The organism is Streptomyces sp. NPDC059567, from assembly GCF_042735655.1.
In the GTDB taxonomy this organism is placed as follows: Bacteria; Actinomycetota; Actinomycetes; order Streptomycetales; family Streptomycetaceae; genus Streptomyces.
The window spans coordinates 19,288-31,880 of sequence record NZ_JBHWBS010000051.1 but is presented as its reverse complement, the minus strand read 5'-3'; the positions used below and the strand labels follow the sequence as shown (position 1 = coordinate 31,880).

The 12,593-nt window shown below is 71.8% G+C and carries 14 protein-coding genes; 5 read left to right on the top strand and 9 right to left on the bottom strand.

Annotated elements, in window-relative coordinates:
* The 4 genes from coaD to ACFVZW_RS22360 all read right to left on the bottom strand — a co-directional run.
* Positions 1–507: pantetheine-phosphate adenylyltransferase (coaD, locus tag ACFVZW_RS22375; protein ID WP_384523894.1), on the bottom strand; the 507-nt coding region annotated here is incomplete at its 3' end.
* Between the two features lie 26 nt (positions 508–533).
* Positions 534–1,118 carry a 16S rRNA (guanine(966)-N(2))-methyltransferase RsmD gene (gene rsmD, locus ACFVZW_RS22370; protein WP_384523847.1) on the bottom strand — a complete coding sequence of 195 codons (585 nt, stop codon included), beginning with the start codon at positions 1,116–1,118 and terminating at the stop codon, positions 534–536.
* A gap of 75 nt (positions 1,119–1,193) precedes the next feature.
* Positions 1,194–3,416: an ATP-dependent DNA helicase RecG gene (gene recG / locus ACFVZW_RS22365; protein ID WP_384523844.1), complete on the bottom strand. Its 2,223-nt coding sequence runs from the start codon at positions 3,414–3,416 to the stop codon at positions 1,194–1,196.
* 115 nt (positions 3,417–3,531) lie between these two features.
* Positions 3,532–5,121, bottom strand: coding sequence for a DAK2 domain-containing protein (locus ACFVZW_RS22360; RefSeq protein WP_384523841.1), 1,590 nt, complete (start codon positions 5,119–5,121; stop codon positions 3,532–3,534).
* Between the two features lie 239 nt (positions 5,122–5,360).
* Here ACFVZW_RS22360 and rpmB point away from each other — a divergent pair, with 239 nt between their 5' ends.
* Positions 5,361–5,546, top strand: a complete 186-nt coding sequence (gene rpmB, locus ACFVZW_RS22355) for a 50S ribosomal protein L28 (RefSeq protein WP_003957616.1) — start codon at positions 5,361–5,363, stop codon at positions 5,544–5,546.
* Between the two features lie 97 nt (positions 5,547–5,643).
* On the opposite strand, the gene thiD is transcribed toward rpmB, so the two are convergent.
* Together thiD and ACFVZW_RS22345 are read right to left on the bottom strand one after the other, a co-directional pair.
* On the bottom strand, positions 5,644–6,435 hold the full coding sequence (gene thiD, locus ACFVZW_RS22350) for a bifunctional hydroxymethylpyrimidine kinase/phosphomethylpyrimidine kinase (RefSeq protein ID WP_384523837.1): 792 nt from the start codon (positions 6,433–6,435) through the stop codon (positions 5,644–5,646).
* A complete protein-coding gene (locus ACFVZW_RS22345; RefSeq protein ID WP_383559747.1) occupies positions 6,432–7,394 on the bottom strand; it encodes a thiamine-phosphate kinase in 963 nt (320 codons plus the stop codon). The genes thiD and ACFVZW_RS22345 overlap by 4 nt, the downstream gene beginning before the upstream one ends.
* A 230-nt stretch (positions 7,395–7,624) precedes the next feature.
* Between ACFVZW_RS22345 and ACFVZW_RS22340 the strand changes: the two genes are divergently transcribed.
* Both ACFVZW_RS22340 and ACFVZW_RS22335 read left to right on the top strand, forming a co-directional pair.
* Positions 7,625–7,858, top strand: a complete 234-nt coding sequence (locus ACFVZW_RS22340; protein ID WP_028802415.1) for an Lrp/AsnC family transcriptional regulator — start codon at positions 7,625–7,627, stop codon at positions 7,856–7,858.
* Between the two features lie 20 nt (positions 7,859–7,878).
* On the top strand, positions 7,879–8,373 hold the full coding sequence (locus tag ACFVZW_RS22335) for a DUF3515 domain-containing protein (protein ID WP_384523832.1): 495 nt from the start codon (positions 7,879–7,881) through the stop codon (positions 8,371–8,373).
* A 47-nt stretch (positions 8,374–8,420) separates the two neighbouring features.
* On the opposite strand, the gene ACFVZW_RS22330 is transcribed toward ACFVZW_RS22335, so the two are convergent.
* The 3 genes from ACFVZW_RS22330 to ACFVZW_RS22320 all read right to left on the bottom strand — a co-directional run bounded on the left by ACFVZW_RS22330 (position 8,421) and on the right by ACFVZW_RS22320 (position 11,389).
* Positions 8,421–9,560: a D-alanine--D-alanine ligase family protein gene (locus tag ACFVZW_RS22330; RefSeq protein WP_384523829.1), complete on the bottom strand. Its 1,140-nt coding sequence runs from the start codon at positions 9,558–9,560 to the stop codon at positions 8,421–8,423.
* Positions 9,561–9,638: 78 nt separating this feature from the next.
* A complete protein-coding gene (locus tag ACFVZW_RS22325; protein WP_384523826.1) occupies positions 9,639–10,640 on the bottom strand; it encodes an NAD(P)H-dependent glycerol-3-phosphate dehydrogenase in 1,002 nt (333 codons plus the stop codon).
* Complete coding sequence (locus ACFVZW_RS22320) at positions 10,637–11,389, bottom strand: lysophospholipid acyltransferase family protein (RefSeq protein ID WP_384523823.1); 753 nt, start codon at positions 11,387–11,389, stop codon at positions 10,637–10,639. Before ACFVZW_RS22320 ends, ACFVZW_RS22325 begins: the two co-directional genes overlap by 4 nt.
* A gap of 162 nt (positions 11,390–11,551) precedes the next feature.
* On the opposite strand from ACFVZW_RS22320, the gene cofC reads away from it, so the two are divergent.
* Together cofC and ACFVZW_RS22310 are read left to right on the top strand one after the other, a co-directional pair.
* On the top strand, positions 11,552–12,199 hold the full coding sequence (cofC, locus tag ACFVZW_RS22315) for a 2-phospho-L-lactate guanylyltransferase (RefSeq protein WP_384523820.1): 648 nt from the start codon (positions 11,552–11,554) through the stop codon (positions 12,197–12,199).
* Positions 12,200–12,209: 10 nt separating this feature from the next.
* Complete coding sequence (locus tag ACFVZW_RS22310; protein ID WP_384523818.1) at positions 12,210–12,422, top strand: hypothetical protein; 213 nt, start codon at positions 12,210–12,212, stop codon at positions 12,420–12,422.
* Positions 12,423–12,593: the final 171 nt, after the last annotated feature.

The following is a 12,593-nucleotide window of genomic DNA, read 5'->3' as shown; positions in this document are numbered from 1 at the left end:
GGGGTCCGGTGGGTGTCTGGGCCGCCGGCGGAGGGCGGCGGGGGGGGGGGGGGGCGGGCCGGGGAGGCCCGGGGCCACCTGTGGGGTCCGGTCGCCCCCCCCGGGGGCCACCTCCTTGACCAGGGAGGACGACAGGAAGCTGTAGGTGGGGTTGGTGGGGACGAACAGGGTCTCGACGCCCGAGAGCCCGTTGTTCATCTGTGCCATCTGCAGCTCGTAGTCGAAGTCGCTGACCGCGCGCAGGCCCTTCACGATGGCGGGGATGTCGCGCTGCTTGCAGAAGTCGACGAGAAGGCCGTGGAAGGCCTCGACCTCGACGTTGCCGAAGTCGGCGGTGACCTCGCGGATCAGCTCGATCCGCTCGTCGACGGTGAACAGTCCCTTCTTGGACTGGTTGATCATCACCGCGACGTGTACGACGTCGTACAGCTTGGAGGCGCGGGCGATGATGTCGAGATGTCCGTTGGTGATGGGGTCGAATGACCCCGGACAGACGGCGCGGCGCAACTTGGGTCCCTCGCTCTCCGGTCCGGTCATCGTGCGTCTTCGCACGTAGAGGCGGCGCGACCGTACCAAAACGTTCCCTCGCCGTAACGACGGGCCCGCAGTGGCTCGAATCCGGCCGGCCAGCCGAATTCCCCGCCTCGGGTGCTGCGCTCCACGGTGACGAGGGCGTCCTCCGTGAGCCAGCCCCCTGAGCGGAGTGTGAGCAGGATCTCGCGAAGATCGTCGTCCGAGACGGCGTACGGCGGGTCGAGGAAGACCAGGTCGTAGGGGGCCGCGGGGGCCGGTCCCGTCACGATCTGTTCCGCTTTGCCCGTACGGAGTTCCGCGCCGGGCAGTCCGAGCGTCCGGACGTTCTCCCGGACGGTCCTGGCGGCGCGGGCGTCGGCCTCGACGAGGAGGGCGTGGGAGGCACCCCGGGAGAGCGCCTCCAGGCCGACGGCGCCCGAACCCGCGTACAGATCGGCCACCCGGGCGCCGTCGAGGGTGCCGAGGAGCGACTCCCACGTGGAGAAGAGGCCCTCGCGCGCCCGGTCGGAGGTGGGGCGGGTGCCGTTGCCGGGGGGCACGGCCAGTCGGCGTCCGCCGGCGGTACCGGCGATCACGCGGGTCATCTGAGGTCCTTGTCCTTTTCGGGGGCGCTCCGTGGTCTGTGCCTCCACGATATGGCGGGTGGGGCAGGTGTGACGTCACCCCTTCTCCAGGTACTCCTCCCGCTCCTTGTCCAGGAGGGCGTCCAGGGCCGTGCGCAGCTCGGGGTGGTCGGTGAGGTCCGGGTCGGCGAGGACGACGGCGGTCGCCTCCTCGCGGGCGGCGGCGATGACCTCCTCGTCGTCGATGACGGTGAGCATCCGCAGCGAGGAGCGGACGCCGGACTGGGCCTGGCCAAGGACGTCGCCCTCGCGGCGCTGTTCGAGGTCGATACGGGAGAGCTCGAAGCCGTCGAGGGTGGAGGCGACGGCGCCGAGGCGCTGCCGGGCGGGGCTGGCCTCGGGCATCTCGGTGACGAGGAGGCACAGGCCGGGGGCGGAGCCTCGGCCGACGCGGCCGCGGAGCTGGTGGAGCTGGGAGACTCCGAAGCGGTCCGCGTCCATGATCACCATGGCGGTGGCGTTGGGGACGTTGACGCCGACCTCGATGACCGTCGTGGCGACCAGGACGTCGACCTCGCCGGCGGCGAAGCGGCGCATGACGTCGTCCTTGTCGTCCGGGTGCATCCGGCCGTGCAGGACCTCGATGCGGAGTCCGGCGAGCGGTCCCCTGGTGAGCTGGTCGGCGATCTCGACGACGGCGAGCGGCGGACGCTTCTCGGCCTCGTCCTCGGGAGACGGCTTCTTCTTCGCCCCCTTGCCGTTCTCGTCCTCGTCGTCGCCGATGCGGGGGCAGACCACGTACGCCTGGTGTCCGTTCTCCACTTCCTCGCGCACCCGCTCCCACGCGCGCGTGAGGAAGTGCGGCTTGTCGGCGGCCGGCACGACATGGCTGGCGATCGGCGAACGCCCGGCGGGCAGTTGGTCCAGGACGGAGGTCTCCAGGTCGCCGAAGACGGTCATGGCGACCGTCCGCGGGATGGGGGTGGCCGTCATGACGAGCAGGTGGGGCGGCTGCTTGCCCTTCCCGCGCAAAGCGTCGCGCTGCTCGACGCCGAAGCGGTGCTGCTCGTCGACCACGACCAGGCCGAGGTCGTGGAACTGCACCTTGTCCTCGATGAGCGCGTGCGTGCCGATCACGATCCCGGCCTCGCCGGTGACGAGGTCGAGCAGGGCCTGCCGGCGGCCGGCGGCGCCCATCGAGCCGGTGAGCAGGACGACCTTGGTGGCGTGCTCGGCGCCGCCGAGCATCCCTCCCTCGGCGAGCTCGCCCATCATCTCGGTGATCGAGCGGTGGTGCTGCTGGGCGAGGACCTCGGTGGGGGCGAGCATCGCGGCCTGTCCACCGGTGTCGACGACGGCGAGCATGGCCCGCAGGGCCACCATCGTCTTGCCGGAGCCCACTTCGCCCTGGAGGAGGCGGTGCATGGGGTGCTCGGTGGCGAGGTCGTCGAAGATCTCCTTGGAGACCTTCCGCTGGCCGTCGGTGAGGGTGAAGGGCAGCTTGGCGTCGAAGGCGTCGAGGAGGCCGTCCGGGGCGGGTCTGCGGGCGACGGCGGGCAGTTGGGTGTCGGCGAACCGGCGGCGGGCGAGGGCGACCTGGAGGACGAACGCCTCGTCCCACTTGAGCCGCTGCCGGGCGTCCTCGATGTTCGCCTTGGTGCGGGGGCGGTGGACCTTCAGGAGCGCCTCGGGCAGGTCGGTGAGGCCGCGGTCCTCGCGCAGGGCGGGCGGCAGCGGATCGGCGAGCCCGGCCCAGCCGGTGGCGACCAGGGAGTCGAGGGCGATGGAGACGGACTGCTCGATGGTCCAGGACTCCAGCTGTTTGCAGGCGGGGTAGATCGGCAGCAGTTCGTTCGCGAACGCCTTGACCGTCTCGTCGCTGCTCTCCGCGTCGAGGAGTTTGTACTCGGGGTGGGTGAGCTGGAGCTTGCGGTTGAAGACCCCGACCTTGCCGGCGAACATCCCGCGGCGGCCGGGCAGAAGCTCCTTCTGGTGGAAGTGGACGGCCCGCCCGAAGAAGACGAGCTGCATCCGGCCGCTGCCGTCGGTGATGGTGACCTCAAGGCGCTGGCCCTTGCCCCGGCCGCCCTTGTTGAAGGTCAGCACGCGGGCGTCGGCCACCTGCGCGACCACCGTGACGTGCTCGTCCAGCGGCAGATCGGCGAGGGCGGTGAGCTCGCCGCGCTCGGCGTACCGTCGGGGGTAGTGGTGGAGGAGGTCCCCGACCGTCCGCAGGTCGAGGTGCTCGGCCATCACCTTCGCGGTGGCGGCGCCGAGGAGGTTCTTGAGGGGTTCGTCGAGCACTGGCACGCGTTCCATTGCACACCACCGCACTGACACCCGTCCCGCAGGCTGTGGATATCGCCGCGTCACGTCGGCGGGGTGACGCCGCTGACGGGCGCCCCGGAACGGGGCGCTTCACTCCGCCGACGGGCTACTCGACCCCGATCAGGAGCGGTGGCGCCCCCACTCCCCCGCGGTAGGTCGCCGTGTCGACGGCCAGGTGCGTCTCGCGGACGTGGCGTTCGAGCGCTGTCGCCAGGGAGGGCGGGGTCTCGTCGGCCACGATCAGGGTGACCAGTTCGCCGCCCGCCGACAGCATGCGGTCCAGGACCGTGCGGGCCGTCGTCGTCAGGTCCTGGCCGATGACGGCCACGTCTCCCTCGATGAGACCCAGGACGTCGCCGGCCTGGCAGACGCCGGCCGAGGTGAAGGACTGCCGTTCGGCGACGGCGAGTTCGGCGTACCGGGTCGCACCCGCGGCCGCCGTCATCGCCACCACGTCCTCGTCGAAGCGCCGGTCCGGTTCGTGGACGGCGAGCGCGGCGATGCCCTGGACGGCGGCCCGGGTCGGGATCAGGGCGACCCTGATGCCCTCCGCGCGGGCTTGCTCGGCGGCGGCGCCGGCCGTGTGCCGCAGGTCGGTGTCGTTCGGCAGGAGCACGACCTCGCGCGCGTGGGCCCGCCTGATGGCGTCGACGAGCTCGCTGCTGGCCGGCGGCTCGCCCGGCCTGGCCAGCACCGTCGTCGCCCCGGCCCCCGCGCACAGGCCCGCGAGCCCTTCGCCCGGTACGACCGCGACGACCGCCCGCTGCATCCGCTCCCGGGTCTCGGTGACACCCGAGAAGTGCGTGATGCGGATCCGGTACGGCCGGCCCGCCTCCACGCCGGCCTCCACGGCCGCTCCCGCGTCGTCGACATGGACGTGGACGTTCCACAGCCCGTCGCCGCCGACCACGACCAGCGAGTCCCCCAGCGCGTCCAGTCGGGCCCGCAGCCGTTCCACGGCTGGCTCCTCCGCCTCCAGGAGGTAGATCACCTCGAAGGCGGGTCCGGCAGGTCCGTCGTCGGGTCCACACGCCTCGTCGGCGATCGGCCGGTGCGCCGGCGACGACGGACGCACCTGCGCCTCTCCCGACACGACCTCCACCAGGGCGCCGAGGACGGCCACCAGACCCCGTCCGCCCGCGTCCACGACGCCGGCGCGTTCGAGGACGGCCAGTTGTCCGGGGGTGGCCTCAAGGGCGGTCCTGGCCCCCTCGTACGCCCCTCTGGCCACCGTCACGAGGCTCCCGCCGCTGTCGCAGGCGTCCGCGGCCGCGGTGGCCACGCTGAGGATCGTTCCTTCGACGGGGTGCGCCACGGCCTCACGGGCCGCCCGCGCCGCCGCCGCCAGGGACCGGGCGAGGTGATCGCCGTCACGTCCGTCCGCGAGGACGGACGCCATGCCGCGCAGCAGCTGCGAGAGAATCGTTCCGGAGTTGCCCCGGGCGCCGATCAGGGCGCCGTGGGCCATGGCCCGTATGGCGGCGCCCGCGTCGGGGGCGTCCTCCGTGAAGACCGCCTCGACCGCCCGGGCGGCGGATTCCACCGTCAGATAGAGATTCGTGCCGGTGTCCCCGTCGGCGATCGGATAGACGTTGATCGCGTCGATCTCCTCGCGCTCCCTGCCGAGCGCGTCGAGCGCCCGTACGCACCAGGAGCGGACCGCTGCGGCGTCGAGGGTCTGCGCGGTCTGCGGCAACGGGTGATCCTCCAGCTAGGCGGCGTCTGCGGTCGGCTCACCGCAGGGTAGACCCGCTCGTGACCTGCACCCGGGGCGGGGGCCGCCGTCGTCATGGTAGTTTCGTTCCACGGGAGCAGTCGTTGTATGCTGCTTCGGTTGCCCGGCGAGAGTCGGGCCATTCCCCCGGCAAGCCACTTCAGAACTCTGATTCCGGTGCGCCGGATTTCACTGTAAATCTGAAGTCTTTGGAGTGACCCGTGGCTGCCAACTGCGACGTCTGCGGCAAGGGGCCGGGCTTCGGCAACAACATTTCGCACTCGCACCGCCGTACGTCTCGTCGCTGGAACCCGAACATCCAGCGTGTGCGTGCCGTGGTCGGTCGGACGCCGAAGCGGCTCAACGTCTGCACCTCGTGCATCAAGGCCGGCAAGGTCTCGCGCTAACGCCGACGTTTCGTCGTAGCGCAGCCCCTGCGGTTGCCTTGAAAGGCCGGTTCACCTCGGTGAACCGGCCTTTTGCCATGCCCGGAAGCGAAACCCGCTAGGCGCGGAATCGCCAGCCGTGGTCCACGGGGCCGATCCCCGCGCCCAGCGCGAAGCCGGCCGCGATCGCCCCCGTCACGTACTCCTTCGCCTCCCGCACCGCCTCCGGCACGGTCAGCCCCTTCGCGAGACCCGATGCCACCGCCGAGGCCAGCGTGCAGCCCGTGCCGTGCGTGTGCCGGTTGTCGTGCCGGGGAGCCCGCAGCCAGTGCTCCTCGGTCCCGTCCGTGAGCAGGTCGAGCGCGTCCCCTTCGAGATGGCCGCCCTTGATGAGCGCCCATCGCGGCCCGTACGCCAGGATCGCCGCCGCGGCCTCCCGCAGATCGGCCTCGCGCTCGACGACGACTCCGGTGAGCTGCGCCACTTCGTCGAGGTTGGGCGTGGCCACCGTCGCCACCGGCAGCAGCTTCGTCCGTACGGAATCCAGCGCCGAGGCCGCGAGCAGCGGGTCTCCGTGCTTGGAGACCCCGACCGGGTCGACGACCACCGGCACGTCCGGTGTGCCGGCGAGGAGCTCCGCCACGGTCTCCACGAGCGCGGCGGAGGACAGCATGCCGGTCTTGACGGCCTGGACGCCCATGTCGTCGACGACGGCCCGGTACTGGGCCCGTACGGCCTCCTCGGGCAGTTCCCACGCCCCCTGGACGCCCCGCGAGTTCTGGGCGGTGACGGCGGTGATCACGCTCATGCCGTGGACGCCGAGGGCGAGCATCGTCTTCAGGTCGGCCTGGATGCCCGCGCCGCCGCCGGAGTCGGATCCGGCGACGGTGAGGACCAGCGGAGGGCTCACTCGGTCCCCCCGAAGTGGTCCCAGCCGCCCTTGCTGTGCCAGGGCGCCCCGTCCACCGTCACCTGCGGCAGCGCGGAGGGGTTGAGGACCTCGCCGATGACCTTCCAGCGGGCCGGCAGCTTCACGTCCGGCGGGAAGGTGGCGACGATCGCGTGGTCCTCTCCCCCGGTGAGCACCCACTGCAGCGGGTCCACGCCCACCGCCTGGCCGATGTCGTTCATCTGGGTCGGGATGTCGATGAGCCCGGAGCGCAGGTCGATGCGGACCTTGCTGGCCTCGGCGATGTGGCCGAGGTCGGCGATGAGCCCGTCGCTGACGTCGCACATGGCGGTGGCGCCGAGCCCGGCGGCCGCGGGGCCCGCGTGGTACGGCGGTTCGGGCCGCCTGTGGGCCTCGACGAAGGCGCGCGGGGAGCGGAAGCCGCGGGAGAGCACCGCGTATCCGGCGGCGGACCAGCCGAGCCAGCCGGTGTACGCGACGACGTCGCCGGGCTGTGCCCCGCCCCGGGTCACCGGGTCGTGGTTGCGCAGGTCGCCGAGGGCGGTGATGGCGACGGTGATGGTGTCGCCGCGGACGACGTCGCCGCCGACGACGGCCGCGCCGGCGACCTGGCACTCGTCGCGCAGACCGTCCATGAGCTCCACGGGCCACGTGGCGGGAAGTTCGGCGGGGACGACGAGGCCGAGCAGCAGCGCGGTGGGGACGGCGCCCATGGCCGCGATGTCGGCGAGGTTCTGCGCGGCCGCCTTGCGGCCGACGTCGTACGCCGTCGACCAGTCGCGGCGGAAGTGCCGTCCTTCGAGCAGGATGTCCGTACTGGCCACCACGCGCCGGTCGGGTGCGGAGACGACCGCGGCGTCGTCGCCGGGTCCGATCCGTACCGCCGGGGTGGAGGTGAGCCGGGAGGTGAGTTCTCTGATGAGCCCGAACTCCCCCAGCTCTCCTACTGTGCCCTTCACCGCGTATCACCTCGTGTTGTCGTGCCGGCCGTGCGCGTCGCCCGCCGCTCGCTCTGCGGGTCGCGAGCCGTCACCGCGCTGGGTACCGTCAAGTAGACCGTCAACTTCTGTCGTGCGTACGCCACACTGTGGGCGCCTCGGGGCGCGCAGGTCTCCCCGCGGCCCTCGGCGACGCGGTACCGTGGCGTCCCTTTCTCCCACAAGATCCTCGTGGTCGCCCTGGAGGTTCCGTGGTACAGGCGTACATCCTTATTCAGACCGAGGTGGGCAAGGCGTCGACCGTCGCCGAGACCATCTCCAAGATCCCGGGGGTGATCCAGGCAGAAGACGTGACGGGCCCGTACGACGTGATCGTCCGCGCCCAGGCCGACACGGTCGATGAACTGGGCCGCATGGTGGTCGCCAAGGTCCAGCAAGTGGACGGCATCACGCGGACCCTCACCTGCCCGGTCGTGCATCTGTAGCCCCCGTCTACCCTTGGCCGGTGAAGTCTTCCCACCGGCCCTTCGGCCTGCCCACCGCCGCCGCAGCACTTCTGCTGCTGACCGCCGCGGGCTGCTCCTCCACGGACGCGAAGGCATCGGTCCCGGTTCCCAGCCCTTCGGCGGAGGAGGCCGCCTTCTGCCAGGCGCTGGCGAAGGAGCTTCCGGACACCGTGGCGGGGCTGGGACGGACCGATCCGAAGCCCGAGTCCGAGCTGACCGCCGGGTGGGGGGATGCGGCGATCGTACTGCGCTGCGGTGTTCCCCGGCCCGAAAAGATGACCGATCCCCAGTCCCAGGGCGTCTCGGTCAACGGCGTGCGCTGGATGCTGGAACGGCAGGAGGGCGGCGGACCCCGCTTCACCTCGGTGTACCGGAAGACGTACGTCGAGGTGACGCTGGACGAGCGGTACGCGCACGACGCCGCACCGCTCGTGGATCTCGCCGCCCCCGTGGAGCAGACCGTTCCGTGCGCTCTGGAACCCGAATGCGACTAGGGGGTGTCCGGCCCTGATCCGCCGGAGACTCCCTGGGGGGTCGTCCCCTAGCGCAGGCCCGTGGAGCGGGTCAGCGCGGCCTGGATCAGCCGGTCGACCAGCTCGGGGTAGCTGACGCCGCTCTCCTGCCACATGCGCGGGTACATGGAGATCGGGGTGAAGCCGGGCATGGTGTTGATCTCGTTGATCACGAACTCGCCGTCCTCGGTGAGGAAGAAGTCCGCGCGGACCAGCCCCTCGCACGAGACGGCCTCGTAGGCCGCGACCGCGAGCCGCTGGATCTCGGCGGTGGCCTCGTCGCCGATCGGCGCGGGCACGATCCCGGACGCCGAGTCGATGTACTTGGCCTCGAAGTCGTAGAAGTCGTGGTCGGTGACGGGCGGGATCTCGGCCGGCACGCTGGCGCGCGGGCCGTCCTCGAACTCCAGGACGCCGCACTCGATCTCACGGCCGCGCAGCAGCGACTCGACGAGGATCTTGGGGTCGTGGCGCCGCGCCTCCTCGATGGCCTCGTCCAGGCCGGAGAGGTCGTCGACCTTGGTGATGCCCATGGAGGAGCCGCCACGGGCCGGCTTCACGAAGAGCGGCCAGCCGTGCTCGGCGGCGAACTCGACGATCTTCTTGCGGGCGGCCGCGGCGTTCTGCTCCCACTCGCGGGGGCGGATGACCTCGTACGGGCCGACGGGCAGCCCGAAGGAGGTGAACACCCGCTTCATGTACTCCTTGTCCTGGCCGACGGCGGAGGCGAGGACGCCCGCGCCGACGTAGGGGACGCCGGAGAGCTCCAGGAGGCCCTGGAGGGTGCCGTCCTCGCCGTACGGGCCGTGCAGCATCGGGAAGACGACGTCGACCTCGCCGAGCGCCTTCGGCACGGAGCCGGGCTCGGTGTACACGACCTCGCGGTTGGCCGGGTCGACGGAGAGGACGACGCCTCCGTGCTCGGACTCGGCGAGGTCGGCGACGTTCGGCAGGGAGCGCTCGGCGATCGCCATCCGCTCGGGGGCGTCGGCGGTCAGCGCCCAGCGCCCGTCCGTCGTGATGCCGATGGGCAGCACGTCGTACTTGGTCCGGTCGATGGCGCGCAGGACGGCGCCGGCCGTGACGACGGAGATGGCGTGCTCGGAGCTGCGTCCGCCGAAGACGACGGCCACGCGCGGCTTGCGGGGGCTCTGGGTGTTCTCGCTCATAACGCGTTGAGCGTACCTTGCGTGTTCGATCCGCTTAAGAGCCCCGGTCCGCCGCGCGCGTCCGGCGTAGCGGGTGTCTCAGCGGCGCTCGGACTTGGCGCTGCGCGACATCAGTTCCTTGAGGGCGACGATCGGCGGCTTGCCCTCGTGGACGATGGAGACGACCGTCTCGGTGATCGGCATGTCGACCCCGTGGCGGCGGGCCAGATCGAGCACCGACTCGCAGGACTTGACGCCCTCGGCGGTCTGCTTGGTCGCCGCGATGGTCTCCTGGAGCGTCATGCCACGGCCCAGGTTGGTGCCGAAGGTGTGGTTCCGGGAGAGCGGCGAGGAGCAGGTGGCCACCAGGTCGCCGAGGCCGGCGAGGCCGGAGAAGGTGAGCGGGTCGGCGCCCATGGCGAGGCCGAGGCGGGTGGTCTCGGCGAGGCCGCGGGTGATGAGCGTGGCCTTGGAGTTGTCGCCGAGTCCCATGCCGTCGGCGATGCCGACGGCGAGCCCGATGACGTTCTTGACCGCGCCGCCCAGTTCGCAGCCGACGACGTCGGTGTTGGTGTACGGGCGGAAGTACGGGGTCATGCAGGCGGTCTGGAGCCGCTGGGCGACCGATTCGTCGGCGCAGGCGACGACGGCGGCGGCCGGCTGCCGGGCGGCGATCTCCTTGGCCAGGTTGGGGCCGGTGAGCACGGCCACGCGCTCGACGGGTACGTCGGCGACCTCGGTGATGACCTCGCTCATGCGCTTCGCCGTGCCGAGCTCGACGCCCTTCATCAGGGAGACGAGGACGGTGTCGGGGGCCAGTTTGGGGGCCCATTCGGCGAGGTTGGCGCGGAGCGTCTGCGAGGGGACGACGAGGACGGTGAAGTCGGCGTCGTGGGCGGCCTCCGCCGGGTCGGTGGTGGCCCGGACGTTCGCCGGGAGCTCGACGCCCGGGAGGTAGTCGGGGTTGGTGCGGGTGGTGTTGATGGCCTCGGCGAGTTCGGCGCGGCGGCCCCAGAGGGTCACCTCGCAGCCCGCGTCGGCGAGCACCATGCCGAAGGCGGTGCCCCACGATCCGGTGCCGAATACGGCTGCCTTGGTCACTTGGTGCCCTCCCCGGCGGCCTTGCGCCGCTGTTCCAGCCGGGCCTTGCGGTGGTCGTACGGCTCGGCCGGCGCCTTCTCGTCGCGTACGTCCTCGAGGATCGCGGTGATCGCGGCCATGATGACCTCGGTCGCCTCGCGCAGCACCTCGGGCGTCGGCTCCTGGCCGTAGAAGCGGGAGAGGTCGACGGGCGGGCCCGCCTGCACGATCAGCGTCTTGCGCGGGAACAGGTTGAGCTTGTTCTCCTTGGCGTACGGCGGCATCACCAGATTGGCGCCCCACTGGGCGACCGGGATGACCGGGGCCTTGGTGAGCAGCGCGACGCGGGCGGCCCCGGTCTTGCCGGCCATGGGCCACATGTCGGGGTCGCGGGTGAGGGTGCCCTCGGGGTAGAAGGCGACGCATTCGCCGCGCTCGATGGCCTCGACGGCGGCGCGGAAGGCGTCCAGCGCGTTGGTCGTCTCGCGGTAGACGGGGATCTGTCCGGTGCCGCGCAGCATCGTGCCGACGAACGAGCCCTTGAAGAGGCCGGCCTTGGCGAGGAAGCGCGGGACGCGTCCGGTGTTGTACTGGAAGTGCGCGTAGGACAGCGGGTCCAGATACGAGTTGTGATTGACGGCGGTGATGAATCCGCCGTCGGCCGGAATGTGTTCCGCTCCGCGCCAGTCCCGCTTGAACAGAACCACCAGCGGCGGTTTAGCGATGACCGCCGCCAGGCGGTACCAGAAGCCGATTCTGCGGCGGGACACTCGTGCACCTTCCTCTGGGACTGGCGTGCAGGGGGACAAGTGTCGCCCCATGCTCCTGGTCTGTCGAGAACACCGTACGCCCCGGGATCGGGCCGCCGCCGGGCACCGGCCCCTACGGCCCGTCGATCACACGTGGCGGGTGTCGGGACAGAATGGGCCCCGATGAACACCGATCCGGACGGCGGCTGGTCCCTGGTCGTCCCCCTGAAGCCCCTTGCGCGGGCGAAGAGCAGGCTCGCCACGGCCACCGGGGCGCTGCTGCGCCCTCGGCTCGCGCTGGCGTTCGCGCAGGACACGGTGGCCGCGGCGCTGGAATGCGGGCGGGTACGGGATGTGGCGGTCGTCACGGACGATGCCGTGGCCGCGGTGGCGCTGGCGGCGCTCGGCGCGCGGATCGTGCCCGACTCGCCGGGCGCCGGACTCAACGCGGCGCTGGCGCACGGGGCGCGGACGGTACGGGGGTCCCGGCCGGGCGCGGGGGTCGCGGCGCTCAACGCGGACCTGCCGGCGCTGCGCCCGGGGGAGCTGGCCCGGGTCCTGGACGCCGCCGGTGAATTCCCCCGGACATTTCTCGCAGATGCTGCCGAAATCGGTACGACATTCCTCTCGGCGGGTCCGGGAGTGGAATTGGCACCTGCATTCGGGGGCGCTTCGCGCCGGCGGCATTTGTCTTCGGGGGCGGTGGAAATCCGGCTGTCCGGGGTGGATTCCGTGCGCCGGGACGTGGACACCGGCGAGGATCTGGCGGCCGCGTGGGCGCTGGGTGTCGGCCCGCGGACGGCGGCCCATCGGTTCCATCCGGCCGGATAGGCTGCGGACCATGCAGGCGACCGCGTACACGTACGACCCCGAGACCCGCAGCGGCAGTGTGCTGCTCGACGACGGCACCCCGGTGGAGTTCGGGGCCGATGCCTTCGACGCGGGCGGCTTGCTGCTGCTGCGTCCGGGGCAGCGGGTGCGGATCGAGACGGAGGCCGGGCCGGCCGGGAACGCGGGGCTGCGGATCACGCTGGTGACGCTGCAGACCCTCTGAACCACCGGGTCGACCGAGCGGAATCGGCCGCGGGCACCGAAGAGATCGGCCCGACTGGGCCGAAGGGGGCGTGAAAGCGCCGCGGGGGGGGGGGGCCCCCGGGGGGGGCCCCCCCCCGGGGGGGGGGGGCAGGGGGCCCCCGCCCCGGAGCGCCGATGAGAGGCGGGGGGC

Coding starts and splice junctions, on each gene's coding strand:
- rsmD (WP_384523847.1), bottom strand. CDS start 1,118: ATGACCCGCGTGATCGCCGGTACCGCCGGCGGACGCCGACTGGCCGTG.
- recG (WP_384523844.1), bottom strand. CDS start 3,416: ATGGAACGCGTGCCAGTGCTCGACGAACCCCTCAAGAACCTCCTCGGC.
- ACFVZW_RS22330 (WP_384523829.1), bottom strand. CDS start 9,560: ATGAGCGAGAACACCCAGAGCCCCCGCAAGCCGCGCGTGGCCGTCGTC.
- cofC (WP_384523820.1), top strand. CDS start 11,552: ATGAACACCGATCCGGACGGCGGCTGGTCCCTGGTCGTCCCCCTGAAG.
- ACFVZW_RS22310 (WP_384523818.1), top strand. CDS start 12,210: ATGCAGGCGACCGCGTACACGTACGACCCCGAGACCCGCAGCGGCAGT.